Source organism: Arthrobacter sp. SAFR-044, assembly GCF_059414985.1.
The window spans coordinates 450,765-474,883 of the sequence record NZ_JBPFDN010000001.1 but is presented as its reverse complement, the minus strand read 5'-3'; the positions used below and the strand labels follow the sequence as shown (position 1 = coordinate 474,883).

The following is a 24,119-nucleotide window of genomic DNA, read 5'->3' as shown; positions in this document are numbered from 1 at the left end:
CTCCTGCTGGACTTGAACCAGCAACCCTTCGATTAACAGTCGAATGCTCTGCCAATTGAGCTAAGGAGGAATGAAGCAGGTATGACATTAGCAAAGGATTCCGGCCGAAGGGAAATCGGCGGTTTTCCGGGCCAGAATGCCCCTCGCCAGGTACCCGGCGGGAAACAAAAATCCCCGTTCCGGAGGCCGGAACGGGGATTGGAAGCTCCTCCTGCTGGACTTGAACCAGCAACCCTTCGATTAACAGTCGAATGCTCTGCCAATTGAGCTAAGGAGGAATGAAGCGGGTATTAGCCTAGCAAACACATGGCGCGGAAACGAAATCGGCCGGCCGTGACCTGGCCCACCCCCGGGTCAGCGGACCATGCCATGCCTACTACTCCGCCCGCAGGGCCCGGCGTTCCATTTCCAGCATCATCAGCTCGCGGTTGAGCCGCTGGTAGGTCTCCGGGTCCGCCGCTGCGTCAAGCCGCTGCAGCTGGCCCATCTTGTCCGCCTTGACCCGGGTGATCTGGAGTTCGAACAGCCGGGACAGGATGTCGCGGCAGTATTTCAGCACCGCTTCCTCGGTGTGGGCCGGCAGCGGCACGACGGCGAGCTCGGACACCAGCGGCCGGAGGGGTTCCGGAACCTCATGCATGACGTGCTCCACCCAGCGCACCGGATCAACGGTCAGTCCGGGGCCCGTGGCCCGCATGGCGTCATGGACGGCCTGGAAGGCAGGGATGGCGAACCGGGCAGCGGCAAAGCGGTCCCAGACCCCGCCGGCCAGCAGGGCAGGCTGCTGCAGCGCCACTTCAAGCGACTGCCGTTCCATGGACGCCACAGGATCGCGCGGGTCGGGGCGGTGGAAGGAGGGGACAACGCCCGACGACGGCCCGGCAGCTACGCCGGGCGCCCCGGGCTGGGCGGGGGCCGGGCGGGAGGGACCGCCTGGCTGTGGCTGGCTCGGAGCCGCGGACCGTCCCGGTTCGCCACGCTTTCCGGCGTTCTTCACTTCTGCGTTGACCAGGCGGAGGACCTCGTTGGGGTCCGGCATGCCCAGCCAGCCCGTCAGCGCCTGGCAGTAGCCCGTGCGGGTGGAGGCATCGCGGATGGCGGCCACCACCGGCACGGAAGCCTTGAGCCCCTGGACGCGGCCCTCAACGGTGTCCAGGTTGAACTGCTTCAGCGTGCTGCGGATGGCAAACTCGAACAGCGGCCGGCGGGACTGGATCAGGGCGTGCACCGCCTCGTCCCCGCGGCTGAGCCGCAGGTCGCAGGGGTCGGCCCCGGTGGGCTCGACGGCTACGTACGTCTGGGCGGTGAAGCGCTGGTCCTCTTCAAAGGCGCGCAGGGCCGCCTTCTGCCCGGCGGCGTCGCCGTCGAAGGTGAACACCACTTCTCCCCCGGTGCCGTCGTCGGACAAAAGCCGGCGGGCGATCTTGATGTGCTCGGTGCCGAACGCGGTGCCGCAGGTGGCCACCGCCGTCGTGATTCCTGCAAGGTGGCAGGCCATGACATCGGTGTAGCCCTCCACCACCACCAGCTGCCGGTCCTTTGCGATGCTCTTCTTGGCGAGGTCGATGCCGTAGAGGACCTGGGACTTCTTGTAGAGGGTGGTCTCCGGGGTGTTGAGGTACTTGGGGCCCTGGTCATCCTCATAGAGCTTGCGCGCACCGAAACCGATGGTGTCACCGGCCATGTCCTTGATGGGCCAGATGAGCCGGCCGCGGAAACGGTCGTAGATGCCCCGGTTTCCTTCGCTGAACATGCCCGTGAGCTTGAGTTCGGCGTCGGTGAAGCCGCGGCCGCGCAGGTGCTTCAGGAGAGCGTCCCACCCCTGGGGGGCGTAGCCGCAGCCGAAGTGTTCCGCGGCGGCCCGGTCGAAGCCGCGGCCAAACAGGAAGTTTCGGGCTGTGGCCGCACCAGGCGTGAGCATTTGGGCGCGGAAGAATTCGTCCGCGATCTTGTGTGCGTCCAGCAGCCGCTGGCGGCGGCCCACTTCCTCGCGGTTGGGGCCGGTGCCGCCGTCTTCGTAGCGGAGCTCGTAGCCAATCCGGGAGGCGAGCTTCTCCACGGCTTCCTGGAAGGAGCTGTGGTCCTGCTTTTGGACGAAGGCGATGACGTCGCCGTCCTCGCCGCAGCCGAAGCAGTGGTAGCGGCCTACCTGGGGACGGACGGTGAAGGACGGCGAGCGCTCGTCGTGGAAGGGGCACAGCCCCTTGAAGGCCCCCAGCCCGGCGCCCTTGAGCGTGACGTAGCCGTCAACCACTTCCTTGATATCCGTGCGCTGGCGTACTTCGTCAATATCTTCACGTTTAATCAGCCCAGCCACACAGCAATCTTAGTGTCACCGGCCCGGCGTCACTGCCCGGGCATCCGCGTCCCCGGTTCCGGCGCACTCCCGGCCAGCAGGCTGAGGGCCAGCTTGGGGCAGAGGAAGACGGCCTCCTGGGCGGCTTCCCGGTCGGCATCGCGCAGCGGAACGTCGGTCCTGTCGCGGCCCACCTTCCCGCGCGCCACCGGGTACCCCCAGTCGTCCCGGTCCAGCACCCCGGGCAGCAGCTCGGCGCACAGGCCGCGGCCGTCGCAGCTGGTCCAGTCGATATGCAGGTGTGTCTTCATGCCGCTGCGCCTCCCGGGCCCGTGCAGTAGCCGGAAAGGTGGGCGCGGAAGTCCCCGGCGAAGACCTCCAGAGCACTGCTGACCAGCCCGGTGGTCCCTTCCGGGTGCCTGCACGCGCCCCGCCCGGAGACCAGCCTCCCCAGCCGGTCCAGTTCGGAGGCAAGGCGTGGATTTGTTTCCCCTCCGGCGATCCTGTTGAGGACGGACGCCATGGCCGGCAGCCCGAACATGCAGGGCCCGCACTGCCTGGCTGACTGGTCCGCAAGGTAGCTGACGATCCGGGCCGTCGCCTGGATCCCGCAGGTCTGCAGATCCAGGGCATGGATCACTCCTGCGCCCGGCCGGACGGTCCGGCCGGGGAGCCCCGCTGGAGAGAGCGCGTGGGCGGCGGCCCGTACCCACCGCCCGTGATAGCCACCCACCAGGACGGCGGACAGGGCGGCAGGGTCCATCCCCGCCTCCTGGAGGACCGCGGAAAGTTGCGCACCGCCGGGCACTTCCAGCACCACGTCCGGTACCGGCGCAGGGCCGGAAACGGACACGAGCCGGGTGCCGGGGTCCGCCGCGGTCCCCGCCTGGCGGAACCACGGCGCCCCGTAACGGGCGATCAGGGCAACCTGGGCAAGGGTTTCGACATTGACCACCAGCGTGGGCCGGCCGTTGATGCCGGCTTCGCTGAGGCGGCGCCGCTGGTCCGTGGGGACGGCACTGCCGTTGGCAATCATGTTGACGACGGCGCTCGACTCACCGGAGATAAAGGTTTCAGGAGCCTGGACCATGCGGATCCGCTTGCCCCGGGGACGTTCGCCGACGGCCTGTTCCACGCGGGGAAGACCGGCCGCCGGCGCGTACATGTACATGCTTGCGCCGCCCAATGCTTCGGCCAGGGCGGCCAGTCCGTCGATGACCAGGTGGGGTGCATGGGCGAGGAGGGTCCGGTCCTTGAAGCTCAGGGGTTCGCCTTCTGCACCGTTCGCAATCACCACCGGCCGGCCCGCAAACATGCCTTTCCGTCCGGACCCGGCAGCGGCAGTGGCTTTGCGCCAGGTTTCGAACGCGGCTCCGCCCCGGCCGGTCAGTCCAGCCTCCGCGAGCGCCTCCAGCAGTCCGGCTCCCGCAGCGTGCGGATCCCAGGGTCCGAAGGTGTCGAGGTGCTGATCCCAGCCTGCGTCAGGGCCTGCTGCCAGGAGCCGCGGTTCCTGCCGCTTGTTGTCCTGTTCCGGGTGGAGTGGCACCGGCTGGTGGGTGTCCTTGGCAGGGCTCACGGGAGGTTTCCTTGCCGGGCGTGGGAGGTTTCGAGGAAGGAGGGGCTCAGCCGCCACAGCAGGGCCGCGGCAACGGCAACCGCTGACGCGACGGCCAACAGGAGGAACCAGCCGCTGGAGACGTCAGTGCCGTTTCCCAACGCGTGCGCCATCGCCACCGGCCAGACACCGTAGCTGAGCCAGTGCACGGCCTTAAAGCTGCGCTGCCCGATCCGGTGCCGCAGCAGGCCCGTCACCACCACGGCCAGGACAAGGTCCAGCGCCACGGTGCCCAGCCCCTGCCAGAACGGCTGGAAGGAGCCCAGGAACGGCACCACGATGTCCACCGGGTTCAGCTTGGCAAAGGAGTCAAGGAGCAGGGATCCCACGTGCAGCCCCAGGAAGACGGTGGCGAGCAGCGCGATGTTCCTATGGAGGAGGCTGATGGAGAACCGGGGCAGCACCAACAGGGGCCGGCCGGACCGGTTCAGGATCCCCAGCAGGACCGACCCCGTGAACAGCGCCAGGGAGACGAACCCACTGACCCGGCCAAACGCCCACATGGCCTCATCCATGGCTGCCACCCCCGGGATTCGAGCTTTCTCCCGCGTCTGCAGCAGGATTGCAGGTATCGGCAGGCCATTCCCCGGTGGTGATGACCCTGCCCTGGCTGTCCACCAGCCGGGCAGCAATGCCTTCGGTCCGGAACCAGTCCACGGCAGCGAAGCCGCGGACGATGGCCGCAGTACTGAACGCGTTCGCTTCCAGGCACGTGGGGGCGGCAACGGTCACCGACCGCCAGACCGGCTCTGCGGGGAGGCCGAAGCGGGGATCAAGGATGTGGTGGACCTGGGTTCCCCCGTGGTTCCAGCGGCGTTTCTGCGTACTGGAGGTGGCCAGGGCAAACCCGGGGGCCAGGGAAATCTGCTGGCAGGGGTCGGCGGGAAGGTCCTGGACCATGATCTGCCAAGGCCCGGGCTTTCCGTCCTGCAGCGGTCCCGGACCTGCGCTTGCCAGGTCGCCGCCCAGGCTCACGAGCACCCCGCAGCCCAGCTCCCGGTAAACACCTGCGGCGGCGAGATCGGCGGCGACTGCCTTTGCTGATGCCCCCAGGTCCAGGCGGAGGTCGGCCGGGAGGGTCAGGGTTGAGTCGTCGAGGTTCAGGCGGGACCAACCGGGTGCCCGCGGTACCGAAGACTGTCGGGGAGGTGCGGGCTGCGGCGACACCGGGATGCTGGTGATTCCGGGCCTCTGCCATTCCGGGCCGTGCCCGAGGGCGGCCAAATCTGCTCCGAGGGTGGGGTCGACGTCGCCGCCGGTTAGCCGGGCAGCGTCCAGGGCACGCTCGAGGAGCCGCCGGAACATGGGGCTGATGCTTACACCGTGCGCCATCCGGGGCCGAAGCCTCATCAGTTCGGAATCCTTCCGGAAGCGGCTGCAGGCGAGGTCAACTGCCGCCACTACATCCCGGACGATATCCTCGGCCGCGGGGAGCATTCCCCGGTCCGTGACCGTGACTGCTGCCTCAAGCTCCCACACAGTCCAGCTCGACTGGGCTGTGTCTTCCGCCGGTGCTGTAGCTTCCGCTGGTGAAATGTGTTCGGCGGTCCCGGTACCAGCGGCGCCGGGACCGGCCATACCTGGACCTGCCACGTCAGGACCCCGACGACCGGCCGTGGACGGTGCTTCCCTTGCCCGGCTGGACCGGTGTGGTGCTGCCGGAACTGCCGTACGTCTTCGAGCGGCGTGAGGTGTTGTTCTTGGTGGTCCCGCGGTCATCGTCGTCGGAGCGGGCCGATCCGGATTGGGGCGTGCTTGACTGTGTGGTGCTGGTGTCCGTGGCGGGAGTTGACCTGGCGATCACGGAGGGGGTTGCGGCGTACACGGCTGACGCGGCCACGCCCGCGGCGGCGAAGCTGCCGACGCCTACGGCCGCGGTGATCCCGGTGGCAAGGCGCTTGCCCCTGCTGCGAGTACTCATGACCAGCTCCCGTTCCTAGCGGCCTGTCTTTCCTCCCATGGTGCGCCTCCTTCCTGTGAAGATGCTTTAAGGAAGCTGTTGATCAGGCGGTTCCGGAGCGCGAGCCGACGGCGGCTCACCAGAGCGAGGGCAGGCTCCCCACCAGGCGCTCGTACATGGCCAGGGCCGATCCATCGGTGAGCGACGCCACCTGGTCGATGACCACGCGAAGGCGCGCGCCGTCGTCGTCCGCTGCCCGCCAGTCCGCGGCGAACATCGGCTCCAGGTGCCTGTCACCCGTGGCGCTCAGGGCGGTCACCAGGGCGTGGAGCACTTCCCGCTGGCGCTCGTAAATGGGCTGCCGGTGCTCCGTGGTCATCACAAACGTGGTGGCCAGGCCCTTCATCACCGCGATCTCCATGACGGTCTCATCGGGAACCATCAGTTCGGCGTTGTACCGGGTCAGGTTTTCCGGCCCGTAGACGGCGCGGGTGGTTTCCAGGGCGCTCTGGCAGAACCGGCCGATCAGCTGGCTGGTCATGTTCTTCAGCGCCGCCATGGACTTGCGGCTGCCATCGGCCTCGCGCACCCAGACGTCCGTGGCCTCCAGCCGGGCCAGGGCGGCGTCGATAGCGGCGGGGTCGTTGTGCGGGAGGTACCACTGCTTGGCGTAGCCCACCACGCGTGCGCGGTGGTCCGGGTTGTCCATCCAGCGCAGCTGGAAGTGGCCGGCAACGATCGCGTCCTCCACGTCGTGCACCGAATAGGAGATGTCGTCCGCCAGGTCCATCACCTGGGCTTCAAGGCAGGTCCGGCGTTCCGGGGCGCCTTCACGGAGCCAGTTGAAGATGGGCAGATCGTCCTCGTAGGCGCCGAACTTGCTGGTCCGCTGCCCGTGGATCACCGGCGCTTCCAGGGCTGACCACGGGTATTTCGACGCCGCGTCAAGGCTCGCGCGGGTGAGGTTCAGGCCGGCGGGCTGGCCGTCAGCGGTGAGCACCTTGGGTTCAAGCCTCGTGAGCAGCCGGAGGGTCTGGGCGTTGCCTTCGAACCCTCCGATGGCGTGCGCCACCTCGTTCAGGGCGGACTCGCCGTTGTGGCCAAACGGCGGATGGCCGAGGTCATGGCTCAGGCAGGCCGTATCCACGACGTCCGGATCGCAGCCCAGGGCCCTGCCCAGTTCGCGGCCCACCTGTGCCACTTCCAGGCTGTGGGTGAGGCGGGTGCGGACGAAGTCGTCCGTGTCCGGCGCCACTACCTGGGTTTTGGCCCCCAGCCGGCGCAGGGCCGACGAGTGCAGGACCCGGGCCCTGTCCCGTTCGAAGTCGGAGCGGTAGGTGCTCTTGGGCGGCTCCTCCACCCAGCGGGCGGAATCGTGGGTGTCGTAGCCGGGCAGCGCCAGGGCGGCGGTGGGGGTTCCAGCGGATGAGGGTCCGGCCATAGATGCCTCAGCCACCGGAAACGTCCAGCTCTGCGGCCGCGATGTCCTTGGACTGGTCCTCGTTGAGTGCCCGGGAGTCCAGCCAGTCCTTGGGCAGGGCAGGCCGCTTGGGTGAGCCGGCACGGCCGCGGGGACCCTCGGCGTCCACGCCCGGGTAGGGCGAGTCCAGGTCCAGTTCGGCCAGCGTGTCCCGGAGCACCTCCAGGCTGGTGACCAGGGCAAGCCTGGTTCGCAGTTCCCCGCCCACCACGTACCCCTTGAAGTACCAGGCGATGTGCTTGCGGATCTCCCGCAGCGCCTTGCCTTCGTCGCCGAAGGTTTCCACCATCAGTTCAGCGTGGCGGTACACGCCCTCGGCCACCTGGCGCAGGTTGGGCCGGTGCCGGACGTCGCTGCCTTCGAACGCCGCCTGCAGGTCCCCGAACAGCCAGGGCCGGCCCTGGCAGCCGCGGCCCACCACCACACCGTCCACGCCGGTTTCGCGGACCATCCGGACGGCGTCCTCCGCGGACCAGATGTCGCCGTTGCCCAGCACCGGAATGTCCGGCAGGGCTTCGCGGAGGCGGGCGATGGCGGACCAGTCGGCCTGCCCGGAATAGAACTGCGCGGCAGTCCGGCCGTGGAGGGCGACGGCGGCAACACCGGCATCGCGGGCGATCCGGCCGGCGTCGAGGTACGTGAGGTGGTCGTCGTCGATCCCCTTGCGCATCTTGATGGTCAGCGGGATGTTGCCTTTGGAGGCTTCCTTGACGGCGGTCTGCACGATCGAGGTGAAGAGATCGATCTTCCAGGGCAGGGCCGAGCCGCCGCCGCGCCGGGTGACCTTGGGGACGGGGCAGCCGAAGTTGAGGTCGATGTGGTCGGCGCGGTTTTCCTCCACGAGCATCCGGATGGCGGCGCCGACGGTGCTGGGGTCCACACCGTAGAGCTGGACGGAGCGGACCTTCTCGTCGTCGTCGTGCGAAATGATGCGGAGGGATTCGGGGGTCCGCTCCACCAGCGCGCGGGAGGTGACCATCTCCGCCACGTACATGCCGCCGCCGTACTCACGGCAGAGCCTGCGGAAGGCGGAGTTGGTGATGCCGGCCATGGGCGCCAGGATCACCGGGGTGTCAACCGTGATGGGTCCCAGCTTCAGGGGCGGGAGTTCCAGCTTGGGTGCGGGCGGAGTTGCAGCAACAGTCACCTGTCCATTGTTGCAAAGCCGGGCAAATCGGCGCGTCCACGGCGAGTGCCAAAGGGCCTGTCACCGGTTTCGGCCGGCTGCTAGCGTGGCGCGGGACCGGAAAACCAGGAAAAGCCGTTTGAAGGAGACACATCCCGAATGCTTTCAGACACGTCATACCCCGTGATCCAGGCGACCCTTCCGGTCGTCGGTGAAAATATCCAGGAAATCGCGTCACGTTTCTACAAGCACATGTTCCAGGAGCATCCCGAACTGCTCAACGGCCTCTTCAACCGGGGCAACCAGGCCGACGGCCGGCAGCAGCAGGCGCTTGCCGGTTCCGTTGCCGCCTTTGCCGGCTTCCTCATCAACGACCCCACCCACCTGCCGGACCACCTGCTGTCCCGGATTTCCCACAAGCACGTATCCCTGGGGCTGAGTCCGGAGCAGTACCAGGTGGTGCACGACAACCTGATGTGGGCCATCGTCGATGTCCTGGGCGACGCCGTAACACCGGATGTGGCCGCGGCCTGGGACGAGGTCTACTGGCTGATGGCCAACATGCTCATCAACAAGGAACGCGGCCTGTACGACGCAGTGCGGCTGAGCCCGGAAACCGTCTGGCGTACCTGGCGGGTGGCCGAAAAGATCCAGGAAACCGACGACGTTGTCAGTTTCGTGGTGGAGCGGACCGACGAGCGGGAGGTCAAGCCGTCGCTGCCGGGACAGTACGTCACCATCCGGATGCAGATGCCCGACGGCGTCCTGCAGCCCCGCCAGTACAGCCTCACCCAGGCAGACGATGGCCAGCACCGGCGGTTCGCCATCAAGCGGGTGCGCACGGAGGGTGCGCCGGACGGGGAGATGTCCAACCTCCTGCACGACCACGTCAACGTGGGCGACGAGGTCACCCTCTCCGCGCCCTTCGGCGATGTGGTGCTGGAATACACCGACCGGCCCGTGGTGCTGGCAAGCGCAGGCATCGGTGTCACCCCCATGGCCGGCATGCTGTCCCACCTGGTCAAGTCCGGTTCCCAGCGGAAGGTCCTGTTCCTGCACGCCGGAGAGTCCCCCGCCTCGTTTGCACTGCGGAAGCAGGTGACGGCGGACCTCGCTGCCCTCCCCGACGCCTCGCTCACGTCGTGGTTCCTCAATCCGGACGGCGAGGGGTCCACCGCAGGCGCCGAAAGCGGCAGCGTCCACTCGGGGTTCATGAACGTCAAGGACATCCAGTTGCCGCCGGACGCCGAGTATTACCTCTGCGGCCCCATGCCGTTCATGCAGGCCGTCCGGACGGCCCTGGTGGGCGCAGGCGTCCGCGCGAAGGATATCCAGTACGAAGTCTTCGGACCGGACCTCTGGCTGGCCGACTACCAGTAGCCTGCCGGAACAGTGAACGCGGTTCAGGGCCTGGGGCAGGCCCAGGTGCATGCCCGGGATCGTGCGCAGCTCAGCCGCGGTCTGCCCGCCGGCCCCGGCGGGTAGCGGGCTCTTCCCCGGGCAGGAGGGAGGGTTCGACGGCGGCGCGCCGGCGGCGTTCCTCAAGGGCGGCTGCGGCGAGCGCCCCCGTGTCCGCCAGGTCGTCCGCGTGGCTGTGGCCGCCGTCGTCCGCCACAGCCGTGGCCTTGCCCGCGGCCCTGGGAACCGCTGGGCTGGGAGCCGCTGCGCTTGCTCCTGATGCGCCGTGACCTGATGCGCCGTGACCTGGCGCGCTGGATCCTCCGGCCGTGATGCCGGTCGCCTTGACCACAAGCACGGCGATCAGGGTGGTGACCGGGATGGCCAGGACCAGCCCGATGGAACCCACCAGCGTCCGGATGACTTCCTCGGAGAGTTCGGCGCTGGTGAGGGTGTCCATCAGGGGCCGGTCGTAGAGCATGACGATGATCAGGATGGGCAGTGCGGCGCCCGCGTAGGCGAAGGCGATGGTGTACACGGTGGACGCGATGTGGTCGCGGCCGATCCGCATGGCGGAGGTGAACAGCTTCCGGGCGCTGCTGGCAGGTGCCAGTTCGTAGAGCTCCCAGACGGCCGAGGACTGCGTGATGGTGACGTCATTGAGGACGCCCAGGCCGGAGATGATGAGTCCGCAGAGGATCACCCCGGAGATGGAGATGTTGGACGACGTATTCACCAGGGTGGCGGCGTCGTGGCTGCCTACGCCGGCGAGGTTGGCGGCGTCCGTGGCCCAGGCTGCCAGCAGGGCCGTGATGGCCAGCCCGAAGATGGTGCCCAGGAGTGCCGTGGAGGTGCGCGCGGAGAATCCGTGGGCGAAGTACAGCACCCCGATCATGATCACGGTGGATCCCACGAGGGCCAGCAGCAGCGGCGGTTTTCCTTCCACCAGGCCCGGGAGCAGGAAGTTCGCCAGCACGAAGTACGCGCCCACCAGCCCGATGAGTGCCCGGAGCCCCCGCCACCTGGCCACGGCGATGACCACCACGGCGTACAGCACGGCCAACAGGACGATCGGCAGGGTGCGGACGAAGTCCACGAAGATATAGGCGGGCGAGCCCTGCGACCCTGTGGCGCCCTGGGCGTTTGACAGGTTCAGGTACCGGATCTGGTCCCCGGGCTTGACCCCATGGGACGAGGCAACGTCAGGGTTGATGACCACCTTCACCGGGCTGCCGCCCCTGTCCGGCTCGGTGAAGGCGAACGTGCAGTCCGAGCCCTGTCCTGGCGGCTGCCGCGCGCCCTGCTGGCCTGCCTGCTGCTGCCCTGTCCCCTGTTGGCCGCTGCCCTGTTGGCCGGTCCCCTGTTGGCCGCTGCCCTGCTGGCTGGTGCTGGTGCCCTGCATGCAGTTTTCGGTCACCACGTTCTGGATGGTGCCGGTATCGAAGGTGACACCGGGGGCGGTGGAGTATGGGTTCGCGAGCGAGACCCCTTCCTTGCTGCCGGACGGCCACAGCGCAGCCATCCCGGCCAGGGTCAGCAGCGCCAACGGAATGAGCACCGCAGCCAGGATGCGGTTCGCCTTGCTGCGGGCAGCCATCGCCTGGGGCGTCGGCTCCGAATGATCCAAGGAAGAGTGGGAGTGACCGGCGCCCATCAGCAGTACAACCTCATGGTTGAACTCTACGTGCGGCGCCTTAGGGTTTATAAATGGACCATCGGGATGGGGAGGAACCAGCATGGACAACCGTGATGGGCATGGGGCCGGCAGCACAGAAACCGGTACCAACGGGGCAGGGAACAGCGGCGCGGTGCGGGCCGGGCAGGTGCCCCTTGTTCCCGCGCACCGGCCCGTGCTGAGCGTCCTTGAAGCATCCGGCAACACCAAGGGCGTGGTCCTGGTCCTGCACGGCGGCAAGGCCCACAGCCGGGAACCCGTCGAGGCCCGGCACCTGAGCCCGGCCAGGATGATCCCGTTCGCCAGGCACCTGCACCGTGCCGGCCGGAAAAACGGGCTGGCCGTCTGGTCCCTGCGCAACAGTGTCCGCGGCTGGAACGGGCCGGACATGTCCCCCCTGCAGGATGCCCGGTGGGCGCTGCAGCAGATCGCGGAACGCCACCCCGGCGTTCCCGTCTTCCTGCTGGGCCACTCCATGGGCGGGCTGACCGCCGTGTGTGCTGCCGACCACCCGCAGGTGGAGGCCGTGGTGGCGCTGGCACCCTGGCTGGGCCCGGAAACCCCTGCCGACAGGGTCACGGACAGGAAAGTGCTGATCATCCACGGCACCACTGACCACATGACCAGCCCGTCGCAGTCGCTTGCCTTCGCCCACCGGGCTTCCGCGAACGCGGCGAGCATGCAGTACGTGTCGCTCAAGGGGGTGGGGCATTTCATGCTCCGGAAGGTTCGCGTGTGGCAGACGCTTGCCACCGGGTTCGTCATTAAATCCTTCGCGGAAAGCACGGGCGCGGGCGTCCAGCCCTCCCGTGCCTTCACCGAACTGCTTCCCGGGTCCTCCGTCCACGTCACCCTGTAAGCCCCCGTTCCGATGCCCTGGCGTCCGCCGGCCAATGACCGCTTCTACCGCCTGATCGTCCACACGGGGCAGTTCCTGCGCTGGGCCCTGCAACTGGACATTAAAGCCACCGGCCTGGAGCACCTTCCGGCACAGGGACCAGCCGGCGGACCATCCCGCAAAGCCGCCCCCGGGAAGGGGGCGGTTTTTGCCGTGACACACTTCGGCTACGTTGACTTCGCCGTGGTGGAACTGCTCCTGTGGCGCCGCGAACGGGCCCAGCTGCGGTTCCTGGTCCACCAGGGAGCGGCGGACCATTGGCTGGCCGGCCCCGCCATCAGCGCCAGCGGCCACGTGGTGGTGGGATATACGGGCCGCGCAGACGCCTACGCCGCCGCGGTGGCCAGGCTGCGGGAGGGCGAATATCTGGTCGTGTTCCCCGAGGCGGGAGTCAGCAGGAGCTTCACGGTCCGCGAATGCCGCACGGGGGCTGTCCGGATGGCGGCGGAAGCGGGCGTTCCCGTCATCCCAGTATCCATCTGGGGCGCCCACCGCATCTTGACCCGGGGGCACGGCTTTTCACTCCCGCGAAGCTGGCGGGCGCCGGTCCGGCTCCATGTGGACGCACCCGTGGTATATCCGGCCGACGTTGACGTTGAAGCGGCAACGGAAGCTTTGCGCGGCACCCTGCAGGCGGGAATCGACCGCTGCATCGCCGACTTTCCGCTCAGGCCGGAACCCCGGGCATGGTGGATGCCGGCGCGGCTGGGAGGCGGTGCACCGACAGATGCCGAGCGGCAGCTGCTGGACGCTGCCGACGCAGCCGCGGGCCGCCGTCGTGCTCCGCGCGCCAAGTAGCCGGACCGTGCCAGCTTAAGCAGCAGCGCCACGTGCCGTCCGGGGGACGGCACGTGGCGCGATGCGGTGGACCGGCAGTACCTAGTCGGAGACCACCAGGGTCTCCGCGCCCGCCAGGCGGGCCTTGCCGCTCTTCAGGAGAGGCTCGACGGCGGCGCGCAGGGCGGTCATGGAATCATCCAGTTCCAGCATGACGGGGTGCTGGTAGGCGATGAGGGCGAGGATGTCGCGTACCCCCTCGGCCGCATCGTCAGCGGCAAGCGAGGGCTCGTGGCCCACGAAAACGTCCGTGGCTGTGTCCTGGCCCGCGCTCCCGTCGGAATGGGGTGGGTCGTCGGGCCCGGCGGGGGCGGCGTAACTGACGGCGAACGCGCGGATGCGCCCCTTCTTGGTGGGCGCAACCCCTTGGCCGAACGCGGATTCCGGCTGGGCGCGGAGCACGATGGCACCGTGCGCACCGGTGAGCTCGTCCAGGAACAGCTTCTGCACCTGGCCCACGGACAGGACCCCCGGGGAGTCCCAGCCGTGGATGGACGTGTAGTAGCGGCCCACCACGTCAGTCAGCTCCACCGAGCCGGTGGCCAGGTCCATCACGATGTCGGAACCGGCGTTCTCACCGTCGATGGGGCGGCCGCCGTGGTCCTTGTCCGGGAAGACGGGCAGCCGGAGGGCTCCCGGCTCCACGATGACCAGCCGTGAGCGCTGGATGGGCGTCAGTCCGGCGGCCTCGGCGAACGCAGCTCCGGGGCTGCCCGGTTCCACCTTGGCGCGCAGTTTGGATACGCCCGACGGCGCGCGTCCGGCTTCGCGGCGCAGCATGGCCAGGAGGGTGGCACCGATGCCGTTGCGGCGGTGGTCCTTGGCCACTTCGATGTAGGTCCAGAGGCGCTCCGGGTGCAGGGACGCCTCGTAGACCACGCCGGCTGCGACGGGAATACCGACGCCGTCAACGACGTCCTCGGCCACGATGCAGCGGCGCCACGGGGTCCCGCTCCCTCCGTTGGAGGACACGGCGAGGGCACCGCGGAACTGGCGTGCCTGGGCGGTCTCCGGGCCGCCCCAGATTTCCAGGAGGGCCAGGTCGTCGCCGTCGCGCCATTCGCGGTATTCGATGGCCATGCTCAGGCGCCGATCAGCCGTGCCGCCAGGTAGCCTTCCACCTTGTCCAGGGAGACGCGTTCCTGGCTCATGGTGTCCCGCTCGCGGATGGTGACGGCCTGGTCCTCGAGGGTGTCGAAGTCCACGGTGATGCAGAACGGGGTGCCGATCTCGTCCTGGCGGCGGTAGCGGCGGCCGATGGCGCCGGCGTCGTCGAAGTCGATGTTCCAGTTCTTCCGCAGCTGCGTGCCCAGGGCCTTGGCTTTCGGGGACAGGTCCTCGTTGCGGCTCAGCGGCAGCACGGCGGCTTTCACCGGTGCCAGGCGGGGGTCAAGCTTCAGGACCGTGCGAACGTCCACGCCGCCCTTGGCGTTGGGGGCCTCGTCCTCGGTGTAGGCGTCCACCAGGAACGCCATGAAGGAACGGGTCAGGCCGGCCGCGGGCTCAATGACGTACGGGGTGTAGCGCTCATTGGTGGCCTGGTTGAAGTAGCTCAGGTCCGTGCCGGAGGCCTTGGCGTGGGTGGAGAGGTCGAAGTCGGTGCGGTTGGCGATGCCTTCCAGCTCGCCCCATTCCGAGCCCTGGAAGCCGAAGCGGTATTCGATGTCCGTGGTGCCCTTGGAGTAGTGGCTGAGCTTTTCCTTGGGGTGCTCGAAGAAGCGCAGGTTCTCCTCGCGGATGCCCAGGCCGGTGTACCAGGCCATGCGCTCCTTCATCCAGTACTGGTGCCATTCTTCGTCCGTGCCGGGCTCCACGAAGAACTCCATTTCCATCTGCTCGAACTCGCGGGTGCGGAAGATGAAGTTTCCGGGCGTGATCTCGTTCCGGAAGGACTTGCCGATCTGGCCGATGCCGAACGGCGGCTTCTTCCGCGAGGTGGTGAGCACGTTGTTGAAGTTCACGAAGATGCCCTGCGCGGTTTCGGGCCGCAGGTAGTGCAGGCCCTCCTCGCTGGCCACCGGTCCCAAGTAGGTCTTGAGCAGGCCGGAGAACTCCTGCGGCTCGGTCCACTGGCCGCGGGTGCCGCAGTTGGCGCAGGCGATGTCCTTCAAGCCGTTCTCGGCAGGACGGCCCTTCTTTTCCTCGTATTCTTCCTCGAGGTGGTCTGCACGGTAGCGCTTGTGGCAGGAGAGGCATTCCACCAGGGGGTCGGAGAAGACTTCCACGTGGCCGGAGGCTTCCCATACCTGGCGGGGCAGGATCACGGAGGAGTCCAGGCCCACCACGTCCTCGCGGCCGCGGACCACGGACTGCCACCACTGGCGCTTGATGTTTTCCTTCAGCTCGGCACCGAGGGGGCCGTAGTCCCAGGCAGAGCGTGAACCGCCGTAGATCTCACCGGCCTGGAACACGAAGCCCCTCCGCTTGGAAAGGGAAATGACCTGGTCGAGGACGGACTTTGCTGCCATGGGGTAACTCCAATTTCTACAGGGCCGCTGGGTGCGGTCCGCGGGTTGTCAGGCCCCGGCTGCTCTGTGCCTGCGGCACAGCGGCAACGGGTTGGGGCGGATGAAGGAAGATCGTGGAAAAGCTTGTGTCCTAGCGTACCGGCCGCTGCCTGCGCAGCGCGCCCCGGGGCCAGGGCAGGGTGGCCAGGATGATGGCGCCCAGCGTAAGCAGGGTTCCCAGGACGGTGGCCGGGGCGACGACGGTCCCCGGGGCGGGCAGCGCAAGGTCCAGGGCCAGCGAGCCGAGCAGCTGGCCTGCGATCATGCCCAGCCCGGTGACCAGTACGCCCAGGCTGCGGACCAGGAGGGCGCCCAGCCCAATGAACACACAGCCCATCGGGCCGCCCAGGTAGTACCACCACTCCCCCGGCAGCGGGTTGGCGGGGCCGGCCACGGCCAGCTTGACGGCGAACGCGGCCCACAGCACGATGCAGCCGGCCACGAAGTTCACCAGGGTGGCGGCGATGGGGGTGCCGTAGTGGAGGGTGGCGGTGCCGTTCATGGCCTGCTGGAAGCTCATGAGGAATCCCGCCGCCACCGGCAGCAGGATGGGAACCAGCAACCCGGCCGCCCCGTCCCCGGAACCTCCGCTGCTGAACCGGGGCGACACCGCCCAGGCCACGGCGGCGATGGTCAGGATGCAGCCGATGATGCGGATTGCAGTGACGGACTTCTTTCCGGCCGGGCCAATCCCCAGCCGGTCCACCAGCAGGCCGCTGACGGTCTGCCCGGTCACAGTGGCCACGGTGAAGAGAGCCACACCCAGGATGCCCACGGTGAAGGACTGGGCAAACACGAACAGTGCACCGATTGCGCCGGCCACCACGTAGATGCGGGGAAACGCGCGGCTGCGGACCGCCGGAATGATGGCGGCCAGGCCTGCCCGTCCCCGCGGCAGCACAAGGGAAATGACGATCATGACCAACAGCCCTGTGCTGAAACTCACGGCCGCCGCGGCGATTCCGTCATCGAGGCGGGCACCCAGCGCGCCGTTGATGCGGCCCTGGACGGGGATGGCCAGGCCGGAACCCACGGCCAGGGGCAGGCCTGCAAGTGCCGGCAGGCGCGAAGGGGAGGTCATTGAATCCACCTTAGTTCAGGCATTATTGCTCTATGAGCAACCCCATTGAGGACGTCCCCATCCGCGACAGCATGATCCGGCTCGGCCAGCTGCTGAAGCTCGCCAACCTCGTGGAGGACGGGGTGGAGGCGGCGGAGCTCATCAAGAACGGGCTGGTCAAGGTCAACGGCGAGATCGATGACCGCCGCGGCCGCCAGCTGCACAACGGGGACACCGTCACGGTCAACGGCCAGAGCGTCCGGGTCGTGGCACCGGAGGCCTGACCGGCACCCACGGCGGAATGACGGCGGCGGCTGAAGCGCCGCCGTCGTACGTCCTATTTGTTGAGCACCTCGTGGGTGAGGAACTCCCCCACGTGCCCAATCTCCTGCTGGTTGATGCCGTGCCACATGCCGGTGTAAAGCACCTTGGTGAGCTTGACGTGCTTGCGGACCCAGCCCATGGTGAACTCGATCTTGTCTTGGGTGATCACCGGATCCTGCTGGTCGCGGCCCCAGAACATGGGAACGGTCCCGTCCAGTTGATCGTCCTTGAACGTGGGGTCACCGCCTGCGTCCACCACGAAACCTGACAGTCCGACGACGGCGGCGAAGTCCGTGGGCCGCTGCCGCAGGAGCGTGGTGGCCATCGCCATGCCCATGGAGAAACCCAGCAGGGTGACGGACGGGTGCCCCACCCGGATGGTGTCGATCCACTCCAGCACGTAGCCCGAAGCCTTCTTGACCCGTTCCAGGGAGTACTCGATGGAGGCCGTCAGCGGGAACCAGGTGAAGCCCGGACCCATGGCGATGGGCGCACGCAGTGATGCGACGGCGAAGTCCCCGGGCAGCAGGTCGGCCAGGCTGAGCAGGTCCTGCTCATTGGCGCCGTAGCCGTGGAGCAGCACCAGCAGCGGCTTGCCGGCGCGCTGGTCTTCCGGATGGGACCACAGGACAACGGGGGCAGGAAATACTTCGGCGTCAGTCATGGTTTCCATTCTTACCAGTTACCTGGAGGTAACAACCTACGTTGGCGTAGCCAGAGGGGCGAAAGGCAGGATAGGGACCGTGACTGACGCAAGTGCCATCCAGACCCCGCCCGCCCATGCCGGATCCCACCCCTGGACCCGGTATGTGGCGATGGGCGACTCCTTCACCGAGGGCATCGGCGACCCCGAACCCTCAAGCCCGGGCGGCCACCGCGGCTGGGCCGACCGCGTTGCCGAGGAGCTGGGCCGCACCCAGCCGGATTTCGCGTACGCCAACCTTGCCGTCCGCGGCCGGCTGCTGCAGCAGATCGTGGACCAGCAGCTCGCGCCGGCCCTCGAACTTAAGCCGGACCTGGTCACCCTGTCCGCGGGCGGGAACGACCTCATCCGCCCCGGCGGCGATCCTGACGCGCTGGCTGAGAAGCTCGATTCCGTGGTCCAGATCCTGTCCATGGGCGGCGCCACCGTTGTGCTCTTCAACGGCCCGGATACGGGTTCCTCGGTGCTGGGCAGGATCCGCAGCAAGGTGGCCATCTACAACGAAAACCTGCGCACGGTGGCAGCCCGGCATGACGCGGTCATCGCGGACATGTGGTCGCTGCGGCAGCTGAGCGATCCCCAGATGTGGGACCAGGACCGGCTGCATTTCTCCCCCTTGGGACACCACACCATTGCGGCCATGGTGCTGGACGCGCTGAACGTGGAGCATTCGCTGGAACCGCTGCAGCCCAAGCCGCTGCCGCCGCGGACCTGGCGGGAGGCACGCAGCGGGGACTTTGTGTGGGCGCGCGAATACTTCGTGCCCTGGGTACTGCGCCGGCTGCGGCGCCAGTCCTCGGGTGACGGCATCATGGCAAAGCGGCCGACGCCGGGTCCCGTCTTTGGCCCGGGCGTCCCGTTGGGTTCGGGCGAAGGGCCGTTGGGAACCTCCGAACCCAGCCGCCGGTAAGGGCCGCGAGGGTTACGCTGGAAGGACAACACTCGAGAGGCGCGGCACCGTGAGCAGCTTGTTTTTCTGGATCATCATCCTGTCCTTCGTTGTCCCCATGGCCATGCGCGCGTACCGGCGCTCGGTGGCACGGCGGGACCGGGACCAGGGCCTGCCCGGGCAGTTTCCGGGTTCGAACCGGTTCCCGAACCAGTTTCCCGGGCATGGCCAATTTCCCGGCTCCGCCGGGCCGCAGAGCAACCAGCCCCGGGACGGCTACACCCAGCAGGACTACTTCTCCGGCGGCTTCGGCCAGCCGGGCCAGCCACAAGGCCCCTTTGGCGGCCAGCAGCTGCCGCCCTACCAGTACGGCCAGCCGCCGATGGCGGACCCCCGTTACGGAGCCCCGCAGGAACCGCCGTTCCAGCAGCAGCCCCAGCAGCCCTACCAGCAGCAGGGACCCGGGCAGTCCTCCGGGCCTGCCACTCCCCCGCCGCCGGCAGCCCCGCAAGGGTACAGGGCGCGGAAGCTCGCGGAACTGGACCAGCAGTACAGCAACGGTGAGCTGTCCATGGAGGAGTACATGAAGCGCCGCGGCGACATCATGAACGGCTGACCAAACTGGTACTCAACAGGCCGGGGACCGAATGACGGCCCCCGGCCTGTTGTTGCTTAATCGTGCTTAATCGGTGTGCTTAATCCACCTGCGGGAAGCCCAGGTCGATCACGGAGGTGGAGGGGTCCGGCCAGCGGGTGGTCACCACCTTGCCCCGGGTGTAGAAGCGGATGCTGTCCGGACCGTACATGTGGGTGTCGCCGAACAGCGAGTTCTTCCAGCCGCCGAACGAGAACGTACCCACCGGGACCGGGATGGGGACGTTGACGCCCACCATGCCGGCCTCGACGTCGAACTCGAACTGCCGTGCTGCCCCACCGTCGCGGGTGAAGATGGCCGTGCCGTTGCCGAACTCGTTGTCGTTGACCAGCTGCACCGCGTCGCTGTAAGTATCCACGCGGACCACGGACAGGACGGGGCCGAAGATCTCGTCGTCGTACACCTTCATGCCCGGCTTGACGTGGTCCACCAGGCTGACGCCGATAAAGAACCCGTCGGAGTCGAACTGCTGGGAGCGGCCGTCCACCACCACGGTGGCTCCTTCGCCTTCGGCTCCAGAAACGTAGGATGCCACCCGCTCGCGGTGCTCCGCGGTGATCAGGGGGCCCATTTGGGAGGCGGGGTCGGTGCCCGCACCGATCTTCAGGTCCGCCATGCGGCTGGAGATCGCCTTCACCAGGTCATCGGCAATGTTGCCCACGGCCACCAGGACGCTGACGGCCATGCAGCGTTCGCCGGCGGAACCGTAGGCGGCGGAAACCGCAGCGTCGGCAGCCATGTCCAGGTCGGCGTCGGGAAGCACCACCATGTGGTTCTTCGCGCCGCCCAGGGCCTGCACCCGTTTGCCGTGCTCGGCGGCCCGCTTGTAGATCGACCGGGCCACGGGGGTGGAGCCGACGAAACTGACTGCCTTCACGTCAGGGTGCTCGAGCAGGACGTCGACGGCTTCCTTGTCGCCCTGGACCACGTTCAGGACGCCGGCGGGCAGGCCCGCCTCAGCGAAGGCTTCTGCGATGAACACGGCGGCCGACGGGTCCTTCTCGCTGGGCTTCAGCAGCACGGTGTTGCCGCATGCCAGGGCGCTGCCGATCATCCACAGCGGCACCATGGCCGGGAAATTGAACGGAGTAATGCAGGCCACCACGCCCACGGGCTGGCGGACGGAGTGGACGTCGATGCCCCCGGAGACCTGCTCCGAGCGCTCGCCCTTGAGCATGTGGGACAGGCCGGTGGCGAAATCGATGTTCTCCAGGCCGCGCGCGATTTCACCCTCGGCGTCGGAGAGGACCTTGCCGTGCTCGCTGGTGAGGATGGCGGCGAGCTCGGGCTTTCGCTCGGTCAGGATCTCGCGGACCTTGAAGAAGATGGTGGTGCGTTTGGCCAGGCTGGTGGCCCGCCATGCCGGCAGCGCCGCGCGGGCTGCCGCGATGGCTTCCTCGGTGCGTGCCGCGGAGGCGAGCACCACTTGCTTTTCCTGTTGGCCGGTGGCGGGGTTGAAGACCGGACCGAAGCGGTCGGCATCGGTCACGCGGGCGCCGTTGATGTAATGCGGGATGGTTTCCAAGGAAGTCTCTTTTCCTGCGTTGCTTTGGGAGGTGGCTGGTTGGGCGGCGTGGCTGGTTGGACGGCGTGGTTAGTTGGACGGCGTCTGGTCGGCGGGCTCGAGCGAGCCGTCCACGAGCTTGATGATCATGGAGCAGTCCTTGTTCGCATCACCGGCGTCGATAAGCCGCTGGAACAACTGCTGGACATGCTTGCCGATCTCCAGCGGCGTGCCGGTGTCCTCGGCGGCGCTGATGGCCAGGCCGATGTCCTTGTTGGCGAGCTCGGTGGTGAACGTGGGTGCGAAGTCGTTGTTGGAGGCCGCGGTGGGGACAACACCGGGCACCGGGTACCAGGTCCGCAGGGCCCATGAGTCCCCCGAGGAGACCGAGGCGATGTTCCAGAAGACCTGCTTGTCCAGGCCCAGCCGGTCAGCCAGGACTGCCCCCTCCGCGGTGGAGGCAAGGTTGATGAAGAGCATCAGGTTGTTGCAGATCTTGGCAGCCTGGCCCGTGGTGGGGCCGCCGGTGGGGATGATGTTGCCGGACATGGGGCCGATGTAGCCCGAGGCGTCGTTGACGGCGCCCTCTTCGCCACCCACCATGAACGTCAGGGTTCCGGCCTCGGCCCCGCTCATTCCGCCGGACACCGGGGCGTCCACGAAGCGGAAGCCGGCGGCAGCAGCGGCGTCGTGCAGTGCCTGCGCGGAGGCAATGTCGATGGTGGAGGAGTCGATGAGCAGCGTGCGGGTATCCGCGTGCGCCAGCACGCCGTCCTCCCCGAGGTAGACGGCGCGGGCGTGTTCGCCCTTGGGCAGCATGGTGAACACGGCGTCCGCGCCGTCCACTGCTTCGGCGATGCTTGCTGCCCGCTTGACCCCGCCGGCCTCGGCGGCTGCCATTGCCGCGGGGTTGAGGTCGAAGCCGCGCACGTCGTGCCCGGCCTTCACCAGGTTCACCGACATGTGGCCGCCCATGTTGCCCAGGCCGATCCATCCGATAACTGCCATGCGTAAGCTCCTTTGCTTCCATCCGGCGTTGCTGCCGGCTGTTCTGTGTCAAGCATCACACCCCTGCTAGAGTGCAATCAAGGGGAAAAATTACAGACGCTCTGTGCATTGATGCACACAAGAGAAAGGCCGCCCGTGGATTCGAGACGGTTGCCAAGCCCCGACGACCTGCTCATCCTGCTGACGGTGGCGCGCCTTGGCCGCTTCAATGCGGTGGCCGAGACCCTGGGCACCACCCACACCACCATCTCCCGCCGGATCCTGGCCCTGGACAAGCAGTTGGGCGGGCGGACCTTGGAGCGCAGCCCGCACGGCTGGGAGTTGACGCAGCTTGGTGCGGCCGCAGTGGAGGCGGCGGAGGCGATCGAGAATACGCTCGGCTCACTGTCCGGCCTCATCAGCCGGGACCAAAGCTCTTTGGCCGGCTTGGTCCGCGTCGCCACCACCGACGGAGTGGGAGCAGTGTTCGTCACCCCGTCGCTGGTGCGGCTCCAGCAGCAGAACCCGCAGCTGAACATCGAAATGCTGAGCGCCACCCGGAAAGTCAGCCAGAACCGGTCAGGGGTGGACCTGGAGATCGTGGTGGGCAAGGCCGACATCAGCACCGCGCAGACCATCTTCCTGAGCAACTACTACCTGCGCCTCTACGCCAGCCCCGGCTATGCCGCGCAGCACGGCCTGCCGGAAACGCTCGACGACGTGGGGCAGCACGCGTTTGTCTCTTACGTGGAGTCCGCACTCCAGGTAGCGGAGCTTGGGCCGCGCTGGTCATCGCAGCTTCCCACGCCCAGGACAAGCTTCCAGGCCACGAGCGTGTTCGCCCAGGTGGAGGCGGTGAGACAGGGCGCCGGCATCGGGCTGCTGCCGAACTTCATGGTGGGAGACCGTGAAGATTTCGTCCCCGTCCTGCCAGGTGATTTTGAGCGCCAGCTGCCCATCTGGGCCGTTGCCCGGCCGGAGTCGCTTCGGTCGGCCCGGGTACAGGCAGTGATCGCCGCCCTGAAAGACGAAGTGAAGGAGCGGTCGGTGCTGTTGGCCGGGTGAGCCGGCCCGGACCCGGGCCCGGAAGACCCCGGCCCGGAAGAGTCAGGCCTGGAAGAGTCAGGGCCGGAAGAGCCGCCGCACTACCTGCCCCGCTGCGAGCGCATCGAGGCCCTCGTTGATCTCGCTGAGCGGGCGGGTGTCGGTGTGCAGCAGCTCAACCGGCAGCTTGCCTTCCCGCCAGTACCCCAGGTACTTCGGGATGTCCCGCGCGGGAACGGCGTCGCCCATGTAGGAGCCCAGAAGCCGTTTGCCGGCCCCGGCGAACTGCAGGGCCGGTACCGTCAGCTCTGCGGACGGATGCGGCAGGCCCACCGAGACCACCGCCCCGCCCCTGGTGACCCGCTCCAGGCAGGAGGCGATCACACCGGCCGAGCCCACCGCCTCGATGGCGACATCGACGCCGTCGCCCGTTGCTTCCTCAATGAGCCGCCCCGCGTCCTCCGGCGTCCCCACCGCGGTGGCCCCGGCGTCGCGGGCCAGCTGGTGCTTCCCCTGGTTGGGATCGATGGCAATCACGCTGGCAGCCCCTGCAAGGCGTGCCGCCATCACCGCGGACAGGCCCACCGCTCCCAGCCCGAAAACCGCCACGGACAGGCCGGGGCCTACTCCGGCAGTGTTGAATATCGAGCCCATTCCGGTGAGCACGGCGCAACCAAACATCGCCGCGACCGTGTCCGGGACGTCGTCGTCAATTACCACCACTGATTCGCGCGCAACCACCGCGTAATCAGCGAAGGCCGAGACGCCCAGGTGGTGGTTGATGCGCTCCCCCGCCGGCGTCCGCAGGAGCGCCGGCCCGTGCAGCAAATCCCCGGAACCATTGACCTCCGCTGCCTGGTGGCAGAGCGCGGGCCTGCCGGAGAGGCACGCCCGGCACTGCCCACAGCTGGGCACGAAGACCAGCACTACATGGTCGCCCACGGACACGTCGGAGACGCCGTCGCCCACGGACACCACCCGCCCCACGGCCTCGTGTCCCAGGGCCATGGGAAGTGGCCGGACGCGGGAACCGTCCACCACGGACAGGTCCGAATGGCACAGGCTCGAGTAGGTGATGGCAACTCCGAGTTCACCGGCACGCGGCTCCGGCTGTTCCAGTTCCTGCACCAGCAGCGGCCGGGCCTCGGCGTAGGTCTGTTTCCCCTGCGCGCCTGCCTGGGCGGCAGCGGGAACGGTGGAATAGAGGATGGCGGCTTTCAT

General features: G+C 67.9%; 23 protein-coding genes and 2 tRNA genes. 7 read left to right on the top strand and 18 right to left on the bottom strand.

The window, feature by feature from the left end; translation table 11 throughout:
- From ACR65J_RS02035 to dusB, 10 genes are all read right to left on the bottom strand, one after another.
- A tRNA-Asn gene (locus ACR65J_RS02035) sits at positions 1-68 on the bottom strand.
- Positions 69-205: 137 nt separating this feature from the next.
- A tRNA-Asn gene (locus tag ACR65J_RS02030) sits at positions 206-278 on the bottom strand.
- A gap of 98 nt (positions 279-376) precedes the next feature.
- Positions 377-2,317: a DNA primase gene (gene dnaG, locus ACR65J_RS02025; protein ID WP_440165596.1), complete on the bottom strand. Its 1,941-nt coding sequence runs from the start codon at positions 2,315-2,317 to the stop codon at positions 377-379.
- Positions 2,318-2,346: 29 nt separating this feature from the next.
- Positions 2,347-2,607, bottom strand: a complete 261-nt coding sequence (locus ACR65J_RS02020) for a ferredoxin (protein ID WP_440165594.1) — start codon at positions 2,605-2,607, stop codon at positions 2,347-2,349.
- Complete coding sequence (locus ACR65J_RS02015; RefSeq protein WP_440165592.1) at positions 2,604-3,872, bottom strand: NADH-ubiquinone oxidoreductase-F iron-sulfur binding region domain-containing protein; 1,269 nt, start codon at positions 3,870-3,872, stop codon at positions 2,604-2,606. Before ACR65J_RS02015 ends, ACR65J_RS02020 begins: the two co-directional genes overlap by 4 nt.
- A complete protein-coding gene (locus ACR65J_RS02010) occupies positions 3,869-4,426 on the bottom strand; it encodes a ferric reductase-like transmembrane domain-containing protein (RefSeq protein WP_440165848.1) in 558 nt (185 codons plus the stop codon). The genes ACR65J_RS02015 and ACR65J_RS02010 overlap by 4 nt, the downstream gene beginning before the upstream one ends.
- Positions 4,419-5,489, bottom strand: a complete 1,071-nt coding sequence (locus ACR65J_RS02005; RefSeq protein WP_440165590.1) for an FAD:protein FMN transferase — start codon at positions 5,487-5,489, stop codon at positions 4,419-4,421. The genes ACR65J_RS02010 and ACR65J_RS02005 overlap by 8 nt, the downstream gene beginning before the upstream one ends.
- Positions 5,490-5,505: 16 nt before the next feature.
- On the bottom strand, positions 5,506-5,832 hold the full coding sequence (locus ACR65J_RS02000; RefSeq protein ID WP_440165588.1) for a hypothetical protein: 327 nt from the start codon (positions 5,830-5,832) through the stop codon (positions 5,506-5,508).
- Positions 5,833-5,947: 115 nt separating this feature from the next.
- Positions 5,948-7,252, bottom strand: coding sequence for a deoxyguanosinetriphosphate triphosphohydrolase (locus ACR65J_RS01995; RefSeq protein WP_440165846.1), 1,305 nt, complete (start codon positions 7,250-7,252; stop codon positions 5,948-5,950).
- 7 nt (positions 7,253-7,259) lie between these two features.
- Positions 7,260-8,438 carry a tRNA dihydrouridine synthase DusB gene (gene dusB, locus ACR65J_RS01990; RefSeq protein ID WP_440165587.1) on the bottom strand — a complete coding sequence of 393 codons (1,179 nt, stop codon included), beginning with the start codon at positions 8,436-8,438 and terminating at the stop codon, positions 7,260-7,262.
- A gap of 138 nt (positions 8,439-8,576) precedes the next feature.
- Here dusB and ACR65J_RS01985 point away from each other — a divergent pair, with 138 nt between their 5' ends.
- On the top strand, positions 8,577-9,797 hold the full coding sequence (locus ACR65J_RS01985) for a globin domain-containing protein (RefSeq protein ID WP_440165585.1): 1,221 nt from the start codon (positions 8,577-8,579) through the stop codon (positions 9,795-9,797).
- Between the two features lie 70 nt (positions 9,798-9,867).
- Here ACR65J_RS01985 and ACR65J_RS01980 read toward each other — a convergent pair whose 3' ends face one another.
- On the bottom strand, positions 9,868-11,412 hold the full coding sequence (locus tag ACR65J_RS01980) for a YibE/F family protein (protein WP_440165583.1): 1,545 nt from the start codon (positions 11,410-11,412) through the stop codon (positions 9,868-9,870).
- A gap of 139 nt (positions 11,413-11,551) precedes the next feature.
- Between ACR65J_RS01980 and ACR65J_RS01975 the strand changes: the two genes are divergently transcribed.
- Positions 11,552-12,349: an alpha/beta hydrolase gene (locus tag ACR65J_RS01975; protein WP_440165582.1), complete on the top strand. Its 798-nt coding sequence runs from the start codon at positions 11,552-11,554 to the stop codon at positions 12,347-12,349.
- A 12-nt stretch (positions 12,350-12,361) separates the two neighbouring features.
- Entirely contained in the window at positions 12,362-13,186 is an 825-nt protein-coding gene (locus tag ACR65J_RS01970; RefSeq protein WP_440165581.1) for a lysophospholipid acyltransferase family protein, read from the top strand.
- A gap of 81 nt (positions 13,187-13,267) precedes the next feature.
- On the opposite strand, the gene ACR65J_RS01965 is transcribed toward ACR65J_RS01970, so the two are convergent.
- The 3 genes from ACR65J_RS01965 to ACR65J_RS01955 all read right to left on the bottom strand — a co-directional run bounded on the left by ACR65J_RS01965 (position 13,268) and on the right by ACR65J_RS01955 (position 16,813).
- The gene (locus tag ACR65J_RS01965; protein ID WP_440165579.1) at positions 13,268-14,305 is read right to left on the bottom strand and encodes a GNAT family N-acetyltransferase; all 1,038 of its coding nucleotides are present in this window, start codon (positions 14,303-14,305) and stop codon (positions 13,268-13,270) included.
- A 2-nt stretch (positions 14,306-14,307) separates the two neighbouring features.
- Positions 14,308-15,693 carry a glycine--tRNA ligase gene (locus tag ACR65J_RS01960; protein ID WP_440165578.1) on the bottom strand — a complete coding sequence of 462 codons (1,386 nt, stop codon included), beginning with the start codon at positions 15,691-15,693 and terminating at the stop codon, positions 14,308-14,310.
- Between the two features lie 130 nt (positions 15,694-15,823).
- On the bottom strand, positions 15,824-16,813 hold the full coding sequence (locus ACR65J_RS01955; RefSeq protein ID WP_440165576.1) for a DMT family transporter: 990 nt from the start codon (positions 16,811-16,813) through the stop codon (positions 15,824-15,826).
- Positions 16,814-16,845: 32 nt separating this feature from the next.
- Here ACR65J_RS01955 and ACR65J_RS01950 point away from each other — a divergent pair, with 32 nt between their 5' ends.
- The gene (locus ACR65J_RS01950) at positions 16,846-17,076 is read left to right on the top strand and encodes an RNA-binding S4 domain-containing protein (RefSeq protein ID WP_440165574.1); all 231 of its coding nucleotides are present in this window, start codon (positions 16,846-16,848) and stop codon (positions 17,074-17,076) included.
- Between the two features lie 53 nt (positions 17,077-17,129).
- On the opposite strand, the gene ACR65J_RS01945 is transcribed toward ACR65J_RS01950, so the two are convergent.
- On the bottom strand, positions 17,130-17,780 hold the full coding sequence (locus ACR65J_RS01945) for an alpha/beta hydrolase (RefSeq protein WP_440165573.1): 651 nt from the start codon (positions 17,778-17,780) through the stop codon (positions 17,130-17,132).
- 79 nt (positions 17,781-17,859) lie between these two features.
- Here ACR65J_RS01945 and ACR65J_RS01940 point away from each other — a divergent pair, with 79 nt between their 5' ends.
- Both ACR65J_RS01940 and ACR65J_RS01935 read left to right on the top strand, forming a co-directional pair.
- Positions 17,860-18,729 carry an SGNH/GDSL hydrolase family protein gene (locus ACR65J_RS01940; RefSeq protein ID WP_440165572.1) on the top strand — a complete coding sequence of 290 codons (870 nt, stop codon included), beginning with the start codon at positions 17,860-17,862 and terminating at the stop codon, positions 18,727-18,729.
- Between the two features lie 49 nt (positions 18,730-18,778).
- Complete coding sequence (locus tag ACR65J_RS01935; RefSeq protein WP_440165571.1) at positions 18,779-19,324, top strand: hypothetical protein; 546 nt, start codon at positions 18,779-18,781, stop codon at positions 19,322-19,324.
- Positions 19,325-19,403: 79 nt separating this feature from the next.
- Here ACR65J_RS01935 and ACR65J_RS01930 read toward each other — a convergent pair whose 3' ends face one another.
- Both ACR65J_RS01930 and mmsB read right to left on the bottom strand, forming a co-directional pair.
- A complete protein-coding gene (locus ACR65J_RS01930; protein WP_440165569.1) occupies positions 19,404-20,888 on the bottom strand; it encodes a CoA-acylating methylmalonate-semialdehyde dehydrogenase in 1,485 nt (494 codons plus the stop codon).
- Positions 20,889-20,957: 69 nt separating this feature from the next.
- Positions 20,958-21,875 carry a 3-hydroxyisobutyrate dehydrogenase gene (mmsB, locus tag ACR65J_RS01925; protein WP_440165567.1) on the bottom strand — a complete coding sequence of 306 codons (918 nt, stop codon included), beginning with the start codon at positions 21,873-21,875 and terminating at the stop codon, positions 20,958-20,960.
- A gap of 111 nt (positions 21,876-21,986) precedes the next feature.
- Here mmsB and ACR65J_RS01920 point away from each other — a divergent pair, with 111 nt between their 5' ends.
- Positions 21,987-22,919: a LysR family transcriptional regulator gene (locus ACR65J_RS01920; RefSeq protein ID WP_440165566.1), complete on the top strand. Its 933-nt coding sequence runs from the start codon at positions 21,987-21,989 to the stop codon at positions 22,917-22,919.
- A 57-nt stretch (positions 22,920-22,976) separates the two neighbouring features.
- On the opposite strand, the gene ACR65J_RS01915 is transcribed toward ACR65J_RS01920, so the two are convergent.
- Positions 22,977-24,119, bottom strand: a complete 1,143-nt coding sequence (locus ACR65J_RS01915) for a zinc-binding dehydrogenase (protein ID WP_440165564.1) — start codon at positions 24,117-24,119, stop codon at positions 22,977-22,979.

Excerpts from the sequence above, each read along its gene's own strand:
- ACR65J_RS02020 (WP_440165594.1), bottom strand. The coding sequence starts at position 2,607 with ATGAAGACACACCTGCATATCGACTGGACCAGCTGCGACGGCCGCGGC.
- ACR65J_RS02010 (WP_440165848.1), bottom strand. The coding sequence starts at position 4,426 with ATGGATGAGGCCATGTGGGCGTTTGGCCGGGTCAGTGGGTTCGTCTCC.
- ACR65J_RS02005 (WP_440165590.1), bottom strand. The coding sequence starts at position 5,489 with ATGGCCGGTCCCGGCGCCGCTGGTACCGGGACCGCCGAACACATTTCA.
- ACR65J_RS02000 (WP_440165588.1), bottom strand. The coding sequence starts at position 5,832 with ATGAGTACTCGCAGCAGGGGCAAGCGCCTTGCCACCGGGATCACCGCG.
- ACR65J_RS01995 (WP_440165846.1), bottom strand. The coding sequence starts at position 7,252 with ATGGCCGGACCCTCATCCGCTGGAACCCCCACCGCCGCCCTGGCGCTG.
- ACR65J_RS01985 (WP_440165585.1), top strand. The coding sequence starts at position 8,577 with ATGCTTTCAGACACGTCATACCCCGTGATCCAGGCGACCCTTCCGGTC.
- ACR65J_RS01980 (WP_440165583.1), bottom strand. The coding sequence starts at position 11,412 with ATGGCTGCCCGCAGCAAGGCGAACCGCATCCTGGCTGCGGTGCTCATT.
- ACR65J_RS01975 (WP_440165582.1), top strand. The coding sequence starts at position 11,552 with ATGGACAACCGTGATGGGCATGGGGCCGGCAGCACAGAAACCGGTACC.
- ACR65J_RS01970 (WP_440165581.1), top strand. The coding sequence starts at position 12,362 with ATGCCCTGGCGTCCGCCGGCCAATGACCGCTTCTACCGCCTGATCGTC.
- ACR65J_RS01965 (WP_440165579.1), bottom strand. The coding sequence starts at position 14,305 with ATGGCCATCGAATACCGCGAATGGCGCGACGGCGACGACCTGGCCCTC.
- ACR65J_RS01960 (WP_440165578.1), bottom strand. The coding sequence starts at position 15,693 with ATGGCAGCAAAGTCCGTCCTCGACCAGGTCATTTCCCTTTCCAAGCGG.
- ACR65J_RS01955 (WP_440165576.1), bottom strand. The coding sequence starts at position 16,813 with ATGACCTCCCCTTCGCGCCTGCCGGCACTTGCAGGCCTGCCCCTGGCC.
- ACR65J_RS01950 (WP_440165574.1), top strand. The coding sequence starts at position 16,846 with ATGAGCAACCCCATTGAGGACGTCCCCATCCGCGACAGCATGATCCGG.
- ACR65J_RS01945 (WP_440165573.1), bottom strand. The coding sequence starts at position 17,780 with ATGACTGACGCCGAAGTATTTCCTGCCCCCGTTGTCCTGTGGTCCCAT.
- mmsB (WP_440165567.1), bottom strand. The coding sequence starts at position 21,875 with ATGGCAGTTATCGGATGGATCGGCCTGGGCAACATGGGCGGCCACATG.
- ACR65J_RS01920 (WP_440165566.1), top strand. The coding sequence starts at position 21,987 with ATGCACACAAGAGAAAGGCCGCCCGTGGATTCGAGACGGTTGCCAAGC.
- ACR65J_RS01915 (WP_440165564.1), bottom strand. The coding sequence starts at position 24,119 with ATGAAAGCCGCCATCCTCTATTCCACCGTTCCCGCTGCCGCCCAGGCA.